This is a genomic window from Corallibacter vietnamensis (genome assembly GCF_039537875.1).
Lineage (GTDB): Bacteria > Bacteroidota > Bacteroidia > Flavobacteriales > Flavobacteriaceae > Corallibacter > Corallibacter vietnamensis.
In genome coordinates this window covers 215,916-236,124 of sequence record NZ_BAABBI010000002.1, presented here as the reverse complement: position 1 = coordinate 236,124, position 20,209 = coordinate 215,916, and the positions used below count along the sequence as shown (strand labels likewise).

At 32.5% G+C, this 20,209-nt stretch carries 19 protein-coding genes; 16 read left to right on the top strand and 3 right to left on the bottom strand.

Features of this window, described 5'->3' with window-relative positions:
* The first annotated feature begins 49 nt into the window (after positions 1-49).
* The 7 genes from ABD690_RS09520 (at position 50) to ABD690_RS09490 (ending at position 7,504) form a co-directional block, all read left to right on the top strand.
* Entirely contained in the window at positions 50-1,240 is a 1,191-nt protein-coding gene (locus ABD690_RS09520) for an acetyl-CoA C-acyltransferase (protein WP_344729823.1), read from the top strand.
* Positions 1,241-1,277: 37 nt separating this feature from the next.
* Positions 1,278-1,631 (top strand): four helix bundle protein, encoded by a 354-nt coding sequence (locus ABD690_RS09515; protein WP_344729821.1) that lies wholly within the window; start codon positions 1,278-1,280, stop codon positions 1,629-1,631.
* Positions 1,632-1,673: 42 nt separating this feature from the next.
* A complete protein-coding gene (locus ABD690_RS09510) occupies positions 1,674-3,482 on the top strand; it encodes an acyl-CoA dehydrogenase family protein (RefSeq protein WP_344729819.1) in 1,809 nt (602 codons plus the stop codon).
* Between the two features lie 88 nt (positions 3,483-3,570).
* Positions 3,571-4,329, top strand: a complete 759-nt coding sequence (locus ABD690_RS09505) for a sugar-binding protein (RefSeq protein WP_344729817.1) — start codon at positions 3,571-3,573, stop codon at positions 4,327-4,329.
* Between the two features lie 94 nt (positions 4,330-4,423).
* Entirely contained in the window at positions 4,424-6,061 is a 1,638-nt protein-coding gene (locus ABD690_RS09500) for a M1 family metallopeptidase (protein ID WP_344729814.1), read from the top strand.
* Positions 6,062-6,124: 63 nt separating this feature from the next.
* Positions 6,125-6,919, top strand: a complete 795-nt coding sequence (locus tag ABD690_RS09495) for a hypothetical protein (protein WP_344729812.1) — start codon at positions 6,125-6,127, stop codon at positions 6,917-6,919.
* Positions 6,920-6,928: 9 nt separating this feature from the next.
* Positions 6,929-7,504: a YdeI/OmpD-associated family protein gene (locus ABD690_RS09490; protein ID WP_344729810.1), complete on the top strand. Its 576-nt coding sequence runs from the start codon at positions 6,929-6,931 to the stop codon at positions 7,502-7,504.
* Here the strand turns inward: ABD690_RS09490 and ABD690_RS09485 are convergent, their stop codons facing one another.
* Positions 7,505-8,182 (bottom strand): Crp/Fnr family transcriptional regulator, encoded by a 678-nt coding sequence (locus ABD690_RS09485; protein ID WP_344729808.1) that lies wholly within the window; start codon positions 8,180-8,182, stop codon positions 7,505-7,507.
* A gap of 105 nt (positions 8,183-8,287) precedes the next feature.
* On the opposite strand from ABD690_RS09485, the gene ABD690_RS09480 reads away from it, so the two are divergent.
* The 9 genes from ABD690_RS09480 (at position 8,288) to ABD690_RS09440 (ending at position 17,745) form a co-directional block, all read left to right on the top strand.
* Positions 8,288-10,654 carry a heavy metal translocating P-type ATPase gene (locus tag ABD690_RS09480; protein WP_344729806.1) on the top strand — a complete coding sequence of 789 codons (2,367 nt, stop codon included), beginning with the start codon at positions 8,288-8,290 and terminating at the stop codon, positions 10,652-10,654.
* An 82-nt stretch (positions 10,655-10,736) separates the two neighbouring features.
* Entirely contained in the window at positions 10,737-10,925 is a 189-nt protein-coding gene (gene ccoS / locus ABD690_RS09475) for a cbb3-type cytochrome oxidase assembly protein CcoS (protein ID WP_344729804.1), read from the top strand.
* Between the two features lie 5 nt (positions 10,926-10,930).
* Positions 10,931-13,135 (top strand): cytochrome-c oxidase, cbb3-type subunit I, encoded by a 2,205-nt coding sequence (gene ccoN / locus ABD690_RS09470; RefSeq protein ID WP_344729802.1) that lies wholly within the window; start codon positions 10,931-10,933, stop codon positions 13,133-13,135.
* 3 nt (positions 13,136-13,138) lie between these two features.
* A complete protein-coding gene (locus tag ABD690_RS09465) occupies positions 13,139-13,327 on the top strand; it encodes a CcoQ/FixQ family Cbb3-type cytochrome c oxidase assembly chaperone (RefSeq protein WP_344729800.1) in 189 nt (62 codons plus the stop codon).
* Entirely contained in the window at positions 13,324-14,271 is a 948-nt protein-coding gene (locus tag ABD690_RS09460) for a cbb3-type cytochrome c oxidase N-terminal domain-containing protein (RefSeq protein ID WP_344729798.1), read from the top strand. Before ABD690_RS09465 ends, ABD690_RS09460 begins: the two co-directional genes overlap by 4 nt.
* A 12-nt stretch (positions 14,272-14,283) precedes the next feature.
* Positions 14,284-15,708, top strand: a complete 1,425-nt coding sequence (gene ccoG / locus ABD690_RS09455; protein ID WP_344729796.1) for a cytochrome c oxidase accessory protein CcoG — start codon at positions 14,284-14,286, stop codon at positions 15,706-15,708.
* A gap of 14 nt (positions 15,709-15,722) precedes the next feature.
* On the top strand, positions 15,723-16,169 hold the full coding sequence (locus tag ABD690_RS09450; protein WP_344729794.1) for a FixH family protein: 447 nt from the start codon (positions 15,723-15,725) through the stop codon (positions 16,167-16,169).
* A gap of 3 nt (positions 16,170-16,172) precedes the next feature.
* A complete protein-coding gene (locus ABD690_RS09445) occupies positions 16,173-16,874 on the top strand; it encodes a sulfite exporter TauE/SafE family protein (RefSeq protein WP_344729792.1) in 702 nt (233 codons plus the stop codon).
* Positions 16,875-16,923: 49 nt separating this feature from the next.
* Positions 16,924-17,745 carry a universal stress protein gene (locus ABD690_RS09440; RefSeq protein WP_344729789.1) on the top strand — a complete coding sequence of 274 codons (822 nt, stop codon included), beginning with the start codon at positions 16,924-16,926 and terminating at the stop codon, positions 17,743-17,745.
* A 16-nt stretch (positions 17,746-17,761) separates the two neighbouring features.
* Here the strand turns inward: ABD690_RS09440 and ABD690_RS09435 are convergent, their stop codons facing one another.
* Together ABD690_RS09435 and hemN are read right to left on the bottom strand one after the other, a co-directional pair.
* Positions 17,762-18,595: a universal stress protein gene (locus ABD690_RS09435; protein WP_344729787.1), complete on the bottom strand. Its 834-nt coding sequence runs from the start codon at positions 18,593-18,595 to the stop codon at positions 17,762-17,764.
* Between the two features lie 124 nt (positions 18,596-18,719).
* Entirely contained in the window at positions 18,720-20,084 is a 1,365-nt protein-coding gene (gene hemN / locus ABD690_RS09430; protein ID WP_344729785.1) for an oxygen-independent coproporphyrinogen III oxidase, read from the bottom strand.
* Between the last annotated feature and the right edge of the window lie 125 nt (positions 20,085-20,209).

The following is a 20,209-nucleotide window of genomic DNA, read 5'->3' as shown; positions in this document are numbered from 1 at the left end:
AACAAGACATCTTGATTCTTGATTCTTGGCTCTAAAAATCAAAAGAAAAATGAAACAAGCATATATAGTAAAAGCATACAGAACAGCAGTTGGTAAAGCACCACGAGGCGTGTTCCGTTTTAAAAGAGCAGACGAGTTAGGTGCAGAAGTGATTCAGCACATAATGAAAGAACTACCAAATCTAGACGTAAAACGTATTGACGACGTTATAGTTGGTAACGCAATGCCAGAAGGATCACAAGGTTTAAACATGGCACGTTTTATCTCATTAATCGGATTAAACAGTGTAGATGTTCCTGGTGTAACGGTAAACCGTTTTTGTTCTTCAGGAATAGAAACTATCGGTATTGCAACTGCAAAAATCCAAGCAGGAATGGCAGATTGTATTATTGCTGGTGGATCAGAAAGTATGAGTAGCGTACCAATGACAGGTTTTAAACCAGAACTAAATTACGATACTGTAAAAGATGGTCACGAAGATTATTATTGGGGAATGGGTAATACTGCAGAAGCAGTTGCTAACCAATTTAAAGTATCTAGAGAAGATCAAGATGAGTTTGCTTACAATTCACATATGAAAGCTTTAAAAGCTTTAGCAGAAGATCGTTTTCAAGATCAAATTGTTCCTATAGATGTAGAGCAAATTTATTTAGATGAAAACGGTAAAAAAGCAACTAAAACATACACTGTAACAAAAGATGAAGGTCCTAGAAAAGGAACTAATGTAGAAGCTTTAGCAAAATTACGACCAGTATTTGCTGCTAACGGAAGTGTGACCGCTGGTAACTCGTCTCAAATGAGTGATGGTGCTGCATTTGTTATGGTTATGAGTGAAGATATGGTTAAAGAATTAAATCTTGAACCTGTAGCAAGACTAGTAAATTATGCAGCTGCTGGTGTAGAACCAAGAATTATGGGAATTGGACCAGTTAAAGCTATTCCAAAAGCATTAGAACAAGCAGGATTAAAACAATCTGATTTAGGATTAATTGAACTTAACGAAGCTTTTGCATCTCAATCATTAGCTGTAATTAGAGAGTTAGATTTAAATCCAGACATTATTAATGTTAATGGTGGTGCAATAGCATTAGGGCATCCATTAGGATGTACAGGTGCAAAACTTTCAGTACAATTATTTGACGAAATGCGTAAACGTGACATGAAAGGCAAATATGGAGCTGTAACCATGTGCGTTGGTACTGGTCAAGGCGCTTGTGGAATTTTTGAATTTTTAAACTAGAGACAAGATTTTAAGAATCAAGAAACAAGAGGTAAATATGCATAATTTTAAAAAATTAAAAATTTGGAATGAAAGCATGAAAATAGTTTCTGAATCTTATAAAATTACTAGAACGTTCCCAAAATTTGAAACTTATGGATTAATGAGTCAAATGAATCGAAGTGCAGTTTCTATTCCTTCAAATATTTCAGAAGGTTCAAGCAAAAGCTCTGATAAGCATTTCAATATTTATTTAGAAAACAGCTTAGGTTCTGCTTTCGAATGGGAAACACAATTAAATGTAGCTTTCAATGAAAACTATATTACAGAAGAAAAATTTTTAGAATTAGAACAACAAATAAAACAAATACAAAAAATGATTTCGGGATTTCAATCTAGACTTGTTTTATAAGTCTTGGATCTTGAATCTTGAATCTCTTAATCTTATAAAAATATGGCAGAAACTGAAAAAGACATCCTACGTGGCGGTCAATTCTTAGTAAAAGAAACAAATTGTGAAGATATTTTCACACCTGAAGATTTTTCAGAAGAACAACAAATGATGAAAGACTCGGTTATCGAGTTTAATGACCGTGAAATTATACCTAACAAACCTCGTTTTGAAGCTAAAGATTATGCTTTAACAGAAGAAGTAATGCGTAAAGCTGGTGATATGGGCTTTTTAAGCGTTGCTGTTCCTGAAGCTTATGGCGGAATGGGAATGGGCTTCGTATCAACAGTGTTAACTTGTGACTATATTTCTTCTGGTACTGGATCTTTTAGTACTGCTTTTGGTGCGCATACAGGTATTGGTACTATGCCAATTACACTTTATGGTACAGAAGAACAAAAACAAAAGTATGTACCAAAATTAGCTTCTGGTGAATGGTTTGGTGCGTATTGTTTAACAGAACCTGGTGCTGGATCTGATGCAAATTCTGGTAAAACTACTGCAGAGCTTTCTGCAGATGGTAAAACATACAAAATCAACGGACAGAAAATGTGGATTTCTAACGCTGGTTTCTGTAACTTAATGATTGTTTTTGCTAGAATTGAAGATGACAAAAACATTACTGGTTTTATTGTAGAATATGATAAAAATAATCCTAACGGAATTACTTTAGGTGAAGAAGAACATAAATTAGGTATCCGTGCAAGTTCTACACGTCAAGTATTCTTTAATGATACTGAAGTTCCTGTAGAAAATATGTTAGCAGGTCGTGGTGAAGGTTTTAAAATAGCAATGAATGCCTTAAACGTTGGTCGTATCAAATTAGCTGCTGCTTGTTTAGATTCGCAAAGACGTATCACAACTACAGCTGTTCAATATGCTAACGAGCGTAAACAATTTAAAACACCAATTGCAGACTTTGGTGCAATAAAAATTAAGTTAGCCGAAATGGCAACTAACACTTATGTTGGTGAATCTGCAACTTACAGAGCTTCAAAAAATATCGAAGACCGTATTGCTTTACGTGTTGAAGCAGGAAATACACATCAAGAAGCAGAACTTAAAGGTGTAGAAGAATATGCTATCGAGTGTTCTATCTTAAAAGTAGCAGTATCTGAAGACGTACAAAATTGTGCAGACGAAGGTATCCAAATTTTTGGAGGTATGGGATTCTCTGAAGAAACTCCAATGGAAGCTGCTTGGAGAGATGCTCGTATTGCTCGTATCTACGAAGGAACAAACGAAATTAACCGTATGCTTTCTGTAGGTATGTTAGTTAAAAAAGCAATGAAAGGTCATGTAGACTTATTAGGTCCTGCAATGAAAGTTCAAGAAGAATTAATGGGTATTCCTTCTTTTGATACACCAGATTATTCTGAGCTTTTTTCTGAAGAAAAAGAAATGATTGCAAAACTTAAGAAAACCTTCTTGATGGTTGCTGGTGCTGCAGTACAAAAATTTGGACCAGATTTAGAAGAACATCAACAATTATTAGTTGCTGCTGCAGATATTTTAATTGAAATCTACATGGCAGAATCTGCAATCTTACGTACAGAGAAAAACGCAAAACGATTTGGAGAAGAGTCTCAATCTGCTCAAATAGCTATGTCTAAATTATACTTATATCACGCTGTAGAAACTATAGAGAAAAAAGGAAAAGAAAGCATTATTTCTTTTGCTGAAGGTGATGAGCAACGTATGATGTTAATGGGACTTAAGCGTTTTACTAAATATCAAAACTATCCGGATATCGTAGACTTAAGACACGAAATCGCTGAAAAAATAAAGGCTGAAAACAAATACTGTTTTTAGGTTAATTTAAGTTTAGTTAGAAGTGAAAAGCCGTTTCAAGTAATTGAAGCGGCTTTTTTATGTAAATTTGGAGCTTAAAATTCAACAAATGAAGATTAACTTCTCCCTACTCTTTTTCTTGATAATATTAACTGCTTGCAAAAACACAAAAGAACCAACCATAACTTTTGAACCCAAAAAGGAAACACAACTTATTTTAGTAAATAAAACAACTGATTTTATTACTATTGACGGACATGCTGATGAAGTTATTTGGCAAACAGAACCTTGGTTTAATATAGATCAATTATGGTTAGGACAACCTTATGACTCTACAGATTTTAATGGACGCTACAAACTAACTTGGAAAGATGATGCTCTTTACGCATTAGTAGAAGTTTATGATGACACGCTTTATGATCAATATTCAGACCCTTTAAAACTATGGTGGAACGATGATTGTGTTGAAGTTTTTATAGACGAAGATAATAGCGGCGGAGAACATCAATACAACCATAATGCCTTTGCCTATCACGTGGCTTTAGATGGTAATGTTGTTGATATTGCACCAGGTGAAATACCTACGCTTTATAACGATCATGTTATCTCAAAACGAACAACAGTGGGAAACATTTCTCTTTGGGAAATGAAAATTAAACTATTTGATGACACCTTCATTGATGGACAACAAAACACCCCAAAAAATTTAAAGGCAAATAAGAAAATAGGGTTTGCTATGGCTTATTGTGACAACGATTCTAGCAAAGAGCGTGAAAACTTTATAGGCTCTATTTTTATTCCTGGTAAAGATAAAAATCAAGGATATGTTAACGCAAACATTTTTGGTACGTTACTATTAATTGAGTAAAACAAATTATTGTTTTATTTAATCTGAAATATTTGGCATTAAATTATTAAGTAAATTTACAAACTAATAAACATATTTTAAATCATCAATCATTATGAAGTTTTCAAAGGTACTCTTTACTTTTTGCTTTTTTATTGCATTAATATCTAATGCTCAAGGCTTACTTTCTGATAAAGAAAATTTCACTCATCAAGATACTTTACGAGGCTCAATCACTCCAGAACGCGAATGGTGGGATTTAACTTATTACCATTTAGATATTGAAGTATTCCCTGAAACTAAAACAATAGCAGGAAAGAACACCATTAAATATCGTGTTTTAAAACCGTATCAAGTTTTACAAATAGATTTACAAGAACCAATGAAAATTGAACAAGTAACCCAAAATGGTAAAACTCTAAACGTAAAACATGATGGTAATGCACATTTTATAACATTGCAAGACAATCAAGAAATAAATAGCGTAAATACTATAGAAGTCACGTATTCTGGTAAACCGAGAGAAGCTGTCAGAGCACCTTGGGATGGCGGATTCTCTTGGAAAAAAGATAAAAATGGGAAAGACTTTATTGCAACTTCTTGCCAAGGTTTAGGCGCTAGTGTTTGGTGGCCTTGTAAAGACCATATGTATGATGAAGTAGACAGTATGGATATTAGTGTTACTGTTCCTAAAGGACTAACTGATGTGTCAAACGGTCGATTAAAAAGCATAAAAGAAAACAAAAAAACCACCACCTTTAATTGGACTGTAAAAAACCCCATAAACAATTATGGCGTAAACGTAAATATTGGAGATTATGTAAACTTTTCTGAAATGTATAAAGGAGAAAAAGGCCCTTTAGACATGGATTATTACGTGCTTCGAGATAATTTAGATTTGGCAAAAGAACACTTTAAAGATGCGCCTAAAATGATGGAAGCTTTTGAACACTGGTTTGGACCTTACCCTTTTTATGAAGACAGCTTTAAACTTGTTGAAGTTCCTTATTTAGGTATGGAACATCAAAGCTCTGTAACCTACGGAAATCAATACAAAAAAGGCTATTTAGGTAGTGATTTGTCAAGAACTGGTTGGGGATTAAAATTTGATTTCATTATAATTCATGAAGCAGGACATGAATGGTTTGCTAACAACATTACCAATAAAGACATTGCCGATATGTGGATTCACGAAAGCTTTACGGCATATTCTGAAAATCTCTTTTTAGATTATTATTACGGAAAAAAAGCTTCAGCAGAATACGTAATAGGAACCAGAGCATCTATAAGTAATGACAAGCCTATTATAGGACATTACAATGTAAACAATGAAGGTTCTGGTGATATGTATTACAAAGGTGCTAATATGCTACATACCTTACGTCAGCTAATTGAAGATGACGAAAAGTGGCGTCAAATTTTACGTGGATTAAACAAAACATTTTACCACCAAACAGTAACTACAGAGCAAATTGAAGATTACATTAGTAAACAATCTGGCATTGACTTAACCGCGTTTTTTAATCAATACCTACGTACTACAAAAATTCCAACATTAGAATATGAAATAAAAAACAATACTTTAAAATACCGATGGGTAAACATTGTTGATAATTTTGATATGCCAGTTCAAGTCGTTATTGATGACAAAGAACAATGGCTGTTTCCTATACCTGATTGGAAAACAACAACTATCAAAGGAAATACGATTAAAATAGACCCTGATTTTTATATAGAAGCAAAAAAAATATAGCTGACTATGATAGGTTTTTAGAAAACCTTGACTAAATATCTTTATATAATAAAACACCTTATTATGAAACACATCTTTATGCTAACTTGTTTACTATTATGTAGTACCGCTTGTAAAGAAACGACTAACAAAAAAGCCTCTCAGAAAACAGAAATATCAGAAAAAAACACAACCAATAGCTTTGTTACTAGCATTGAAACCTCTCACAAAAAAACAGCATTTTTAAAAGAGTCGGTTGTTCAATTTCAGATATCAATCCTATTTGAAGGCAACGAAATTTTAAATGGAAGTGCGTCTTTTGCTACGGATTCATCAAAAGGAAAATTAGAGTTAAGCAATGGTGATGTGATTATTTATAGCCATAATCAAGTTTACTATTCGCCATCAATAACAAATACACAAAGAGTTCGTTTTAATGCTTACACTTGGAATTACTTCTTTTTATTTCCATATAAGTTAAGTGATGAAGGAACGGTTTGGCACTCATATACTAACAGCGAGTTAGATGGAGGCAAATACAACGCACAAAAATTAACATTTGAAGCCAATACTGGAGATGCTCCTGATGATTGGTATGTAGTCTATGCTAATAAAAACTCTAACCTTATAGAAGCTGCAGCCTATATTGTTACAAGCGGAAAAACAATTGAAGAAGCTGAAGCAGATCCGCATGCTATTAAATATGAAGATTTTGCTTCTGTAAAAAATATTCCAATTGCCAGAAAATGGACATTTTGGGAATGGAAAGAAAATTTAGGTTTGACCAAGCAAATTGGTGAAGCTACGCTAAAAAATATTACTTTTATAGAAGAAGACAGTACGCTTTTTGAAGTTCCTAAAGGGTTTTTAAAAATCTAAAAAATCACATTGACAAATTCACCTGAACTCTATTTTAAAACTGATACAGACTGGCGCTCGTGGTTACATGAAAACCATGCTACCTCAAAAGGTGTTTACTTAATCTTTTATAAAGTAGACCACAAGAAAGAAAGTATGCGGTGGGAAGAAGCTGTTAAAGTAGCCTTATGTTATGGCTGGATAGACGCAACAGTAAAAAGTCTTGGAAATGGTAAACGCCGACAATATTTTACACCTAGAAATCCTAAAAGTGTTTGGAGCGCAGTAAATAAAAAACATATTGAAGAACTCACCATCAATAGTTTAATGCACGAAAGTGGTTTTAAAACCATTGAAATAGCTAAAGACAATGGTAGTTGGTCTGCATTAGATGATGTAGAAAATGGTGTTATCCCAGAGGATTTACAAAGTGCTTTTAATAAAAACCCAAATGCTTTAAAAAACTACAAAAACTTTGCGCCTTCTTATAGAAAAGGATATTTATACTGGTTAAACCAAGCTAAAAGAATAGCTACTAGAGAAAAAAGGATTATAGAAATAATAAAGTTGTGTGAGGCCAATATAAAGTCTAGAGGTAGCTGGTAATTACTCAATATGCTGTAGCCCTTTTATGTCTTTTATTATAATTTGCTTTCCCTTTGTTGCTATAAGATTTTCTTTTTTAAATTGCGATAAGATTCTTATGGCAGATTCTGTTGCTGTCCCAACAATATTGGCATAATCCTCACGAGATAAAATAACATTCAAAGCGCCTTCTGCATCAACACCAAAGTTATTATAAATATATAGTAATGTTTCTGCCAAACGTTGTTTAACAGACTTTTGAGCCATGTTTACTATAACATCGTCTGATGATTTTAAATCATGAGCCATTTGCTGTAAAACATCCATAGAAAAATTACTATTCTTCTGTAAATCTGTAATTATTTCTGCTTTAGGAATAAAACAAACTTCCATATCGTTTAATGCAACGGCACTTAAATTTGCAGATTCATCTCCTAGTAATGAACGTTGACCTAATAAATCTCCTTTTACAACAAGTTTTACTATCTGGTCTCTACCATTAGCACTTAATTTAGATAATTTGCAAATACCATCCTTAATGCAAAAAACACCATTTAGAGTATCACCTTCTTCAAAGATAAGTTCTCCTTTTTTTATATGCTTTGATGTTTTACACCCAGAAATGCGTATTAACTCATCTTTAGTTAATGCCTTAAGAGAATTAAACTGCCTTACTATACATTGTTCACACTTACTCATACCTTGTTTTCGTGTTTTGTAAAAATACTTAAAACATGACAAATATCATATTTTTTATTGGCTCAATATGTAACCTTTGTTACAGGTATAAATGAGCAAATAATTATGGAACAAACGCATTGTTTCCACTGTGGTGATTTGTGTAAAACAGATCATATAGTTTATCACAACAAAGACTTTTGTTGCAATGGCTGTAAAACAGTCTACGAAATTTTTTCTGAAAATGATTTAACCTGCTACTATGACTTACAGCAAGCACCTGGTGCTACGCCTAAAGTAATAGAAGGCAAGTATGAGTTTTTAAAACAAGAAAATATTATTGAAAAACTCACAGAGTTTAATGATAATAAAACACAAATTGTAACCTTAAGCATTCCTCATATACATTGTAGTTCTTGTATATGGATATTAGAAAACCTTAACAAGCTTTCTTCTCACATTACCGCTTCTCAAGTAAATTTTGGTAAGAAAACAGTAAGAGTTACATACCATACAAGTGATTTTTCACTAAAAGAATTGGTCTTACTTTTAAGTCGAATAGGTTACGAGCCTTATATATCTCTAGAAGATTACGATACTGGCAAAAACAAAGTAAACAGACAGCTTATTTATAAATTAGGGATTGCTGGTTTTGCCTTTGGTAATGTTATGTTTTTATCATTTCCAGAGTATTTTGAAGTTAATGAATTCTGGCTTGAACAATATAAACCGCTATTTAGATGGTTGATGTTTTCCTTTTCTTTACCGGTTGTTTTTTATGCCGCTCAAGATTATTTTGTATCGGCATATAAAGGTTTAAAATCTGGCTTACTTAACATTGATGTTCCTATTGCGCTAGGTATTATTGTTTTATTTTTAAGAAGCACCTCCGATATTCTTTTTGATTTAGGATCTGGCTTTTTTGATAGTTTAACAGGTCTAGTCTTCTTTCTTCTTTTGGGAAAGTTTTTTCAACAAAAAACCTATGCCTTTTTATCTTTTGAACGCGATTATAAATCATACTTTCCAATTGCCATAACAAAAATTGAAAACTCTGAAGAGACACCTATTCAAATTTATGATATAAAAAAAGGTGATCGTTTACTTATTAGAAATGAAGAACTAATTCCTGTTGATGGTATTTTAATAAATGGCAAAGCCCGAATAGATTATAGCTTTGTTACAGGAGAGTCTGAAACAATAAGCAAAAAATCTGGTGATAAAGTATTTGCTGGAGGTAAGCAAACCTCTGGTGTTATTGAAATGGAAGCTTTAAAATCTGTTGAGCAAAGTTATCTTACACAACTTTGGAGCAATGATGTTTTTAATAAGAAAAAAGAAGATTCCTTTACAAACATAACCAATACAATAAGCAAACGGTTTACAATTTTTGTTTTAACCATAGCATTTGTATCTACAGCTTATTGGTTGGTTACAGATGCTTCAAAAGCGCTCAATGTTTTTACTGCTGTTCTTATAATTGCTTGTCCTTGTGCTATTGCGCTATCAGCTCCTTTTACTTTTGGTAACCTTTTAAGGTTGTTTGGTAAGTTTAAATTTTACGTAAAAAACGCCTCTGTTATAGAGCAACTAGCATCTATAAACACCATAATATTTGATAAAACAGGCACCATTACCTCAAATAAAAAAAGTACTGTTACTTATGATGGCGATATGCTTTCAATCAACGAAGAAGCGTTACTAAAAAACACCTTGAGAGGCTCAAATCATCCCTTAAGTCGCTCACTGTACAACATCCTTAATGAGCATAATATAATTACTTTAAATCATTTTGAAGAGCATATTGGCAAAGGCATTGAGGCATCTCATCATGCTGATCATATTAAAATTGGATCGGCAAAATTTGTAGGTATCAACGAAACCACCGCGCTTAACACAACTGTACATATAAGTACTAACAATAATTACAAAGGAAAATATATTTTTTACAATAGCTATAGAAAAGGGTTATCTAAACTCTTTAACCAACTAAAAAAAGATTTTGATTTGGTTATTCTCTCTGGTGATAATGAAGGTGAATATGAGAACTTAAAAAAACTTTTACCTTCAAAAACCAAACTAATATTTAATCAAAAGCCAAACGATAAGTTAGAATATATAAAATATCACCAAACTGAAGGCGCTAAAATTTTAATGGTTGGTGACGGATTAAACGATGCTGGAGCATTAGCTCAAAGCAATGTTGGTATTGCTATTTCAGAAAACATTAATGTGTTCTCTCCTGCTTGTGACGCCATTCTTGATGCTTCAAAACTTAATAAACTACATCTTTTCATAAAAGCTTCAAAAAGTGCTTTAAAAATTATTAAGTGGAGTTTTGTCTTGTCATTCATATACAACATCATTGGCCTTTACTTTGCTGTTACCGGACAACTCTCTCCTGTTATAGCTGCTATTTTAATGCCTTTAAGTTCCATTAGTATTGTGGTTTTCACAACAATATCTACAAATTTTTTAAACAGGAAATTATGATACAAAAAATGCTCAAACATGATAAAAATCATGTTTTAAGAAACCTCATCGTGGTAATTTTGAACTATAACTTCAATTAGGTATGAGTGTTATATATATACTATTAACTATTAGCATCATCGTTGCTATAATTTTTTTCGTAGCCTTCATTTTGGCAGTAAAAAACGGTCAATATGACGATGATTATACGCCATCTGTAAGAATGCTTTTTGAAGATGAATTAGTAAAAGAAAAAACAAAATCAACTATAAAAACCAATAAGACTAATTAATTATTATGGAAGTACAACAATTTTATTACGACAACAAGATTGTTAAAAAATTCTTACTAGCCACTATGGTTTGGGGTGTTGTAGGAATGCTTGTAGGCTTGCTCCTAGCCTTTATGTTCTTGTTTCCAAATTTAACCGATGGAATTCCTTGGTTAAGTTTTGGCCGATTAAGACCATTACACACAAACGCTGTTATTTTTGCCTTTGTTGGTAATGCCATTTTTGCTGGTGTTTATTATTCATCACAAAGACTTTTAAAAGCAAGAATGTTTAGTGATGCCTTAAGTAACATAAATTTTTGGGGCTGGCAACTTATTATTGTTGGCGCTGCTATCACATTACCATTAGGAATAACAACATCAAAAGAGTATGCTGAACTTGAATGGCCTTTTGATATTGCTATTGCTGTTGTTTGGGTAGCATTTGGCTGGAACTTAATTGGCACAATATTAAGACGTCGCCAACGCCATATGTATGTCGCTATTTGGTTCTACCTAGGTACTTTTGTTACTGTAGCTGTACTTCATATATTCAACAGTTTAGAACTTCCTGTGAGTGCTTTTAAAAGTTACTCGGTTTATGCAGGCGTTCAAGATGCTCTTGTACAATGGTGGTATGGTCATAATGCTGTTGCATTTTTCTTAACAACACCTTTTTTAGGACTAATGTATTATTTTGTTCCTAAAGCGGCTGATAGACCTATTTATTCTTACAGACTTTCAATAGTACACTTTTGGTCATTAATATTTATATACATCTGGGCTGGACCTCATCATTTATTATATACTGCGTTACCTGAATGGGCTCAAAATTTAGGTGTTGCCTTTTCAGTTATGCTACTTATGCCTTCTTGGGGCGGTATGATAAACGGACTTCTAACACTTCGTGGCGCTTGGGATAAAGTACGTACAGACCCTGTTTTAAAATTTATGGTTGTAGCCATTACTGGTTATGGTATGGCAACTTTTGAGGGCCCAATGCTTTCACTTAAAAATGTAAATGCTATTGCTCACTTTACAGACTGGGTTATTGCTCACGTACATGTTGGTGCACTAGCTTGGAATGGCTTTTTAGCATTTGGAATGATTTATTGGTTAATACCTAGGTTATTTAAAACCGAACTTTATTCAAAAAAATTAGCAAATGCTCATTTCTGGATTGGAACATTAGGTATTATCATGTATGCATTACCAATGTATGTAGCTGGTTTTGTTCAAGCTAGTATGTGGAAACAATTTAATCCTGACGGAACATTGGTTTATGGAAATTTTCTAGAGACTGTTTCTGAAATCATCCCTATGTACTGGATGCGTGCTATAGGTGGTTCGCTATACATTTTCGGAATGTTTATCCTTGCTTATAACATCATTGCTACTATGAAAAAAGGTAGCGCTGTAACTGACGAATTAGCTGAAGCTCCAGCTCTTAAACGTGTTTCAAAAAGACGTATTGCTGGTGAAGGTTTCCATACATGGCTAGAGCGCAAACCGGTACAGTTAACCATTTTGGCAACCATTACAATATTAATTGGTGGTGTTATTCAAATCATTCCTACCATTATGGTAAAATCTAATATACCAACAATTAGTAGTGTTAAACCCTATACACCATTAGAATTAGAAGGACGTGATATTTACATAAGAGAAGGTTGTGTAAGTTGCCATTCTCAAATGGTACGTCCGTTTAGAAGTGAAGTTGAACGTTATGGTGAATATTCAAAAGCTGGTGAATTTGTATATGACCATCCATTTTTATGGGGAAGTAAACGAACTGGTCCTGACTTACACCGAGTTGGTGGCAAATACTCTGACAACTGGCATTTAAACCATATGTATGACCCACAAAGTACGTCTTCTGGCTCTATCATGCCAGCATACCAATGGTTAGTAAAAAATGAGCTAGACAAATCTAAAACTGAAGATAAAATGCGTGCTATGGTTCAGCTAGGTGTGCCTTATTCTGAAGATGACATTGCTAATGCTCAAAACCAAATGCTAGAACAAGGTACACAAATTGAAAAAAACCTTTACACAGATCCTGACTTTGCTCAAACCTATGAAGCCGATAAAAAAGCTGGAGGAACTGCCTTTATAGAAATGAGAAACCGAGAAATAACAGCTTTAATTGCCTATTTACAACGTCTAGGAACCGATGTAAAAGTAAGCGAGTTAGAAGCTCAATTAAGTAACACGCAACAACAAAATCAATAAGTCATGCTAAAATTTGTAAAAAACCACATGGAAAGTATTTCTGGCATAGAAATATACCCACTTATATCATTACTCATATTTTTCATCTTTTTTGTAGTCTTATTTTGGTGGGTTGCTACAGCAAAAAAAGAATACATAAAAACGGTAAGCCACTTACCATTAGACAACCATAAAAACCAAATAGAATTATGAGACAGTTTTTTCCTTCATGGATACGCGTACCTGTTGTATTCTTCTTTATTTTCGGATTATCAGAATATCTAATAGATTCAGGAGGTAAACCAGCTTTTATTGAGTATCCGCTTATTAGTTTATTTTTACTATTAGTGCTTTTAATTCTTATTGCTATCGAAGCTATTATTGGTGCTATGGATAATGTTTTATACCAAAGCCTAGATGCTGAAGCCAAGGCTCGTTATGATGCAAAAAGAACACAAACTCCAACATTTATTACTTGGGTTGAAAAAACTTACAAAAAACTACTAGGCTCAAAACCTATTGAAGAAGAGCATGAAATTATTCTTGATCATAATTATGATGGTATTCGCGAGCTAGACAACTCTTTACCGCCATGGTGGTTATATGGGTTTTATGCTTCAATTGTTTTTGCTTGTATTTACTTAATTAGATTTCACGTATTCAATGGTGATAATCAATATGACGAGTTAGAAACAGAATATGCCGAAGCCAAAATAGCTATTGAAGAATACAAAAAAACTGCAAAAGATCTTGTTGACTTTAATACAGTTGAAGTCCTTACAGAAATATCAGACCTAAAAGCAGGTGAAACTATCTTTATAGAAAACTGTGTTGCCTGCCATAAAGCAGATGGTGGCGGCGGTATTGGTCCAAACTTAACTGATAACCATTGGATATTAGGAGGTGGCATTAAAAATGTATTCAAAACCATCTCTGAAGGAGGTCGAAACGGTAAAGGTATGATTGCATGGAAACAAAACTTGAAACCTTCTGAAATAGCACAAGTAGCTAGTTATGTCCTAACATTTCAAGGAACAACACCGGCCGAACCTAAAGAAGCCGAAGGTAATATTATTTGGCCTGAAAATAATGAGATAACAACTGATAAAATAGTAGAAGACTCAACAAAAGTGACAGATTCTGTAACAATCAAATAAGTTAATGCCAACGTGAAATCGCCTGAAAAAGACATATTTAGAGACTCAATAGGTACCATTAATGAAGAAGGTAAACGCGCTTGGATTTTTCCTAAAAAACCAAGTGGCAGATATTATGAGAAACGTAAAATAGTAAGTTATATTTTACTTGCATTTCTCTTCTCTGCTCCTTTTATCAAGGTTAATGGTAATCAGTTTTTAATGTTTAATATTCTGGAAAGACGCTTTAATATTTTTGGATTTCCTTTTTGGCCACAAGACTTTCACCTTATTGTTATTTCTATGATAATTGGTGTAGTTTTCATCACGCTTTTTACCGTTGGTTTTGGTCGCATATTTTGCGGATGGATTTGCCCTCAAACTATTTTTATGGAAATGGTTTTTAGACGCATAGAATATTGGATTGAAGGCGATAGAAATAAACAACGTAAACTAGACAAACAAAAATGGAATGCCGAAAAAATAAAAAAACGCATCTTGAAATGGAGTATTTTTCTAATAATTTCATTTTTAATTGCCAATGTGTTTCTAGCTTATATCATAGGTAGCGACAAACTTATAAGGTATATTACAGAAGGGCCTTCTAGTCATTTATCAACTCTATTTCCATTATTAATTTTTACCGCTGTCTTCTATTTTGTTTTCGCTTGGTTTAGAGAACAAGTTTGCATTATTGCTTGCCCTTATGGCAGACTTCAAGGTGTTTTACTTGATAACAAATCTATAGTAGTTGCTTATGACCATAAGCGCGGAGAAGGTGAAAGCGGTAGAAAAAAATTCAGAAAAAACGAAGATAGAAAAGCTCTTGGTCACGGTGATTGTATAGACTGCCTACAATGTGTACATGTTTGCCCAACGGGAATTGACATAAGAAATGGAACACAGTTAGAATGTGTAAACTGTACAGCTTGTATAGATGAATGTGATCACATTATGGAAAGCATTAATCTACCTAAAGGATTAATTAGATATGCCAGCGAAGATAACATTGAAAAGAAAGCACCATTTAAACTTACAGCAAGGTTAAAAGGATATATCGCCGTACTAACAATTTTAATAGGAGTGCTTTCTGGTATGCTTTTATTAAGAAACGATGTAGAAGCTAGAATTTTACGATTACCTGGGCAACTATATGAACATAAAGCAAATAATATAATAAGTAACGTATTCACCTATAAAGTGGTAAACAAAACAACACATAGTATAGATAATGTAACTTTTAAATTAAGACATACCAAAGGTGTTGTAAAACTTGTATCTACATCGAGTGATTTTGTTATCCCTTCTCAAGGCTTGGCAGAAGGAACATTATTTATTGAGATAAACAAAAAAGACATGAAAGGTGATAAAGTAAAACTCACTATTGATGTATATAGCCACGGTGAGTTTATAGAAAGCACTAAAGTAAATTTTTTAGGACCTAGAAGTTATAATTAAAAAAACAAAAAACTATGAAGATAAATTGGGGAACAGGAATTGTATTGGCCTTTATTGGGTTTATTGGGTTTATCCTCTATTTTGTTATTACTATGAGTACCAACAAAGAATACAATCACGATCTAGTTACTGAAGATTATTATAAACAAGAACTAGAATTTCAAAACGATATAAACAAACAAAAAAACGCTAAAGACTTATCAAAAAATATAAGTTGGACAAAAAATCAAGATGGACTAATTATAGAATTTCCTGAAAATCTTGATGCAAAAAAAATTTCAGGAAAAGTGTTCCTTTACAGACCATCTAATAAACAACTAGATTTTGAAACTCCTATTTCATTGTCTAAAAATCATTTGCTCATACCTGACAAACGTTTATTGGATGGTCGTTGGAACATTAAAGTAGATTGGAAATATAATGGAAATTTATATCTCTTCAAAGACGAAATAATTTATTAAAAAATGCTTTGGTCTGGTTTCATATTAGGATTATTAGGAAGTTTGCACTGTGTTGGTATGTGCGGACCAATAGCTTTTATGCTACCTGTAGACAGAAGTAATTCTTTAAAAAAAATCACTCAAATCACAACATATCATATTGGGAGATTACTTGCTTACTCTATGATAGGAGTTGCCTTTGGAGTTATAGGAAAAGGGCTTTATCTTTTTGGATTTCAGCAACAGTTATCTATTCTTATTGGTATTCTCATGATTCTTCTTGTAATAATACCTAGCAAAACTTTAAATAAATATCGCTTTTCTAAACCCGTTTATCATATAATTTCAAAAGTAAAAAAACAACTTGGCGCTTCTTTAAAAAAGAAAACGGCAGACACATTTTTAACCATTGGTTTTTTAAATGGGTTTCTTCCTTGTGGGTTAGTTTATATGGCGGTATTTGCCGCTATTGCAAATGCTTCGGTAATAGCAAGTAGTATGTACATGATTCTTTTTGGTTTAGGCACAATACCTTTAATGACAACTGCTATTTATATTGGCAAGTTTTTAAATATTAAAGTCAAACTTCGCATACAAAAAGCCATACCTGTTTTTATTGTAATAATAGGTTTGCTTTTTATTGCTAGAGGATTAGGGCTTGGCATACCTTATGTTTCACCTACTCCGGTTACTGAAATGGTAGATGGTCATATTAATTGCCATTAAATCATTATCTTAAACTAGTTTTTATATAACATAAACTGTTTTAAACAAAATGAGACACATCTTACTATTAACAGATTTTTCTGACACCGCCAATAACGCTATAAATTATGCTTTAAATTTTTTCAAAAATCAAGCTTGTCATTTTCATATACTTCATGTTCATAAATCTGGAAGTTTTATTTTAGATGATTTGTGGTATCAACCTAACGAAAACCTATATAATTCCATAATTAAAGATGAGAAAGCAAATCTAAATACTTTAAAAGATAAACTGTATAAACAAAATACTATTGAAAGTTTTGAGTTTTCTACTATTGTTGACTATGACAATTTCACAAGCGCTATTAAGCAAATTATCAACAAGTATCCTATAGAGCTAATAGTCACTGGGTATAATGGTCCTTCAAACCTAATAGAACATTTTTTTGGTTCTAATACTATTCAAGTTATTAAAAACATTGACAGACCAATGCTGATTATACCAGAAAAGTGTCGTTATAAAAAGCCTGAAAATTTACTTTTAGTGTTAAATGATGAGGAATTTATAAGTGATAATTCCTATAAAAAACTTAACTCAATAATTAAAAATAATCACTTAAACATACACGCTATAAGAGTTTTTGAGCATGAAAAGCATGCACTTAAAGAAAAAGATGAAATTGTACTAAAAAACAATAATATTGTACCCATTAAATATTATCAAATACAAGATGTTTCATTAGAAAGCGCAATTACAACTTATAAGCAAATCCATGATATTGATATAATAAGTTTGTTTATTGATAACAAAAATCGAAAAAACAATACATTAAAAAATGTAACAAAATCAACAATTAGTAAGCGTAAAGAATTACCCTTACTAATTGTATAATAAATGATAGGTATTGTTATAATTTAAAAGTAATAACAGGAAACTTTGAGTGGTTTGCTAAATCTTCAGAAATACTACCTTCAAAAAAATGAGCAATTCCTTTACGCCCATGCGTAGAAACGGCTATTAAATCTGTTTTGGTATTTGCAGCATAACTTAATACGCCTTTTTCAACAGTATAATCAGACACATAACGTACTTTGTCTAAATTGTCTAAATTACCATCTGCTGTTTGTAAGAATTGAGATACCTTATGTCTCATTTCTTCAGAGCTTCTAAACCTTTCACCAGGAACATTAACATAAAGCAAATGTATATCTAGATTTAGCTCATTAAATAAAGCTGTTGCATTTATATAAGCTTTTACAGATTCTTCTGAAAAATCACAAGCAAACACAACGTTCTCAAACATTTGTTTTGGCAAGTGATCTTTAACAACCAGTACTGGCACTGTTGCATTTCGCACTACTTTTTCAGTATTAGATCCTACAAACATTTCTGAAAATCCGCTGGCTCCATGAGATCCCATTACAATCATATCAACACTATGTTCTAAAGCAACATCATTAACTTCACTAAAAACTTTAAAATGCTTTACAATTGGTGTTACAGTTACATCTTGTAAATATGGTTTATCTAAAAACTCTTCAAACTTTTTTTCTGCCAATTTAAGGTAAAAAACAGCTTTCATATCTTGTTCAGAATCAGCTTGTGTTAATACAGCATCAGATAGCTCTAACATATGTAAGGCCAAGATTTCTCCACCGTTTTTTTTAACTAATAAAGCGGCTGCTTCTAAAGCATACTCTGAGTGTTCAGAAAAATCTACTGGCACTATTATTTTTTTCATTTTGATTGAGGTTTTGTTATTTAATTTATAATTTAATTATGGGTATTATTACGATAGTTTAAGTTACGTAAAAATTGAATGACTGCAAACAAAAACAAGAACTTTAAAGTTCTCTTAACATCTATTAAACCGTCATAGAGAATAATTGTTTTTCTGGTTGTTTTCTTTGTAATAACAAATCAAAAGCCATACAAACGTTTCTTACAAATGGTTTCCCTTTTGAAGTCATTTTTATACTATTTTCATCAATTTTTATAAGCTCATCTTTCTCTAACTCTTCTAGTCTTTTTAAAACATTTGGCAACGCTTTAAAACACATTTCAGACGATTTCCAATCAGTTTTAAAATGACACATTAAATTTAAAATATGCTTTCTAATAATCAGATCTTCGTTAGATAATATATGCCCTTTTTGCACAGGAATAACACCTTCGTTTACAAGACTGTAATATGACTCAATACCCTTTACATTTTGAGAGAACCCATACCAACAATCACTTATTGATGAAGCACCTAACCCAATCATTACTTTAGTTTTTGATGCTGTATAACCCATAAAATTTCTATGCAATGTGTTCTGTATCATTGCTTGATACAATCCATCTGTAGGCAAAGCAAAGTGATCCATACCTATTTCTAAATAACCTGCCTCAAGCAATGCTTTTTTTCCTAATTCATATTGTGCTCTTTTGCTTTCTGGAGTTGGTAAATCGGCATCTTTAAAGCCTCGCTGTCCATTTCCTTTTATCCATGGTACATGTGCATAACTGTAAAAAGCAATTCTATCAGGATTAAGTATTTTGGTTTTTTCTATAGTCTTTTGTACGTGATTTTCATTTTGAAAAGGCAACCCAAAAATAAGGTCATGACTTACAGATGTAAAGCCTATTTCTCTGGATAATTCTGTTACATGCTTAACATTCTCATATGGCTGTACACGGTGTATGGTTTTTTGAACCGTTTCGTTATAATCTTGAACTCCAAAGCTAACACGACGAAACCCTAAATTATAAAGTGTGTTTAAATGGTCTTTTGTTGTGTTATTAGGATGTCCCTCAAAGCTCATTTCACAATCACTAGCCTTATTTGCTAACCTAAAAATACCTTTAATAAGATATTCTAAATTTTCAGAAGAAAAAAAAGTAGGTGTTCCACCTCCTAAATGCAACTCTTTAATTATTGGTTTAGCCTCTAATAAATCGCAATATAGTTTCCACTCTTTAAGAACAGCCGCTATATAGGGCGTTTCTACTTCGTGTCTTTTTGTTATACGCTTATGGCAACCACAAAACGTACACAAACTCTCACAAAATGGTAAGTGTATATAGATACTTATTCCTTCAGTATCATTACTCTCATCAAAAGCTTGCTTTAATGACCATTTCCATTGTTTTAAAGAAAATGTATCTACATCCCAATAAGGAACCGTTGGGTAACTAGTATATCTAGGCCCAGCAACATTATACTTGTTTATTAATAAATTATTCATACCTAACATTTTAATAATCAAAAGTACTTTAGCCAATAAAAATAAAACATGATAATTGTCATATAGCGCCTTATAAATTTTAAACTCTCTTAAATAATGCGTAACTTTCGGTTAAATAAAAACCC

Bases quoted from the DNA above. Each gene is read 5' to 3' on its own strand.
- ABD690_RS09520 (WP_344729823.1), top strand. From the start codon at position 50: ATGAAACAAGCATATATAGTAAAAGCATACAGAACAGCAGTTGGTAAA.
- ABD690_RS09515 (WP_344729821.1), top strand. From the start codon at position 1,278: ATGCATAATTTTAAAAAATTAAAAATTTGGAATGAAAGCATGAAAATA.
- ABD690_RS09510 (WP_344729819.1), top strand. From the start codon at position 1,674: ATGGCAGAAACTGAAAAAGACATCCTACGTGGCGGTCAATTCTTAGTA.
- ABD690_RS09505 (WP_344729817.1), top strand. From the start codon at position 3,571: ATGAAGATTAACTTCTCCCTACTCTTTTTCTTGATAATATTAACTGCT.
- ABD690_RS09500 (WP_344729814.1), top strand. From the start codon at position 4,424: ATGAAGTTTTCAAAGGTACTCTTTACTTTTTGCTTTTTTATTGCATTA.
- ABD690_RS09495 (WP_344729812.1), top strand. From the start codon at position 6,125: ATGAAACACATCTTTATGCTAACTTGTTTACTATTATGTAGTACCGCT.
- ABD690_RS09485 (WP_344729808.1), bottom strand. From the start codon at position 8,182: ATGAGTAAGTGTGAACAATGTATAGTAAGGCAGTTTAATTCTCTTAAG.
- ABD690_RS09480 (WP_344729806.1), top strand. From the start codon at position 8,288: ATGGAACAAACGCATTGTTTCCACTGTGGTGATTTGTGTAAAACAGAT.
- ccoS (WP_344729804.1), top strand. From the start codon at position 10,737: ATGAGTGTTATATATATACTATTAACTATTAGCATCATCGTTGCTATA.
- ccoN (WP_344729802.1), top strand. From the start codon at position 10,931: ATGGAAGTACAACAATTTTATTACGACAACAAGATTGTTAAAAAATTC.
- ABD690_RS09465 (WP_344729800.1), top strand. From the start codon at position 13,139: ATGCTAAAATTTGTAAAAAACCACATGGAAAGTATTTCTGGCATAGAA.
- ABD690_RS09460 (WP_344729798.1), top strand. From the start codon at position 13,324: ATGAGACAGTTTTTTCCTTCATGGATACGCGTACCTGTTGTATTCTTC.
- ABD690_RS09450 (WP_344729794.1), top strand. From the start codon at position 15,723: ATGAAGATAAATTGGGGAACAGGAATTGTATTGGCCTTTATTGGGTTT.
- ABD690_RS09445 (WP_344729792.1), top strand. From the start codon at position 16,173: ATGCTTTGGTCTGGTTTCATATTAGGATTATTAGGAAGTTTGCACTGT.
- ABD690_RS09440 (WP_344729789.1), top strand. From the start codon at position 16,924: ATGAGACACATCTTACTATTAACAGATTTTTCTGACACCGCCAATAAC.
- ABD690_RS09435 (WP_344729787.1), bottom strand. From the start codon at position 18,595: ATGAAAAAAATAATAGTGCCAGTAGATTTTTCTGAACACTCAGAGTAT.
- hemN (WP_344729785.1), bottom strand. From the start codon at position 20,084: ATGAATAATTTATTAATAAACAAGTATAATGTTGCTGGGCCTAGATAT.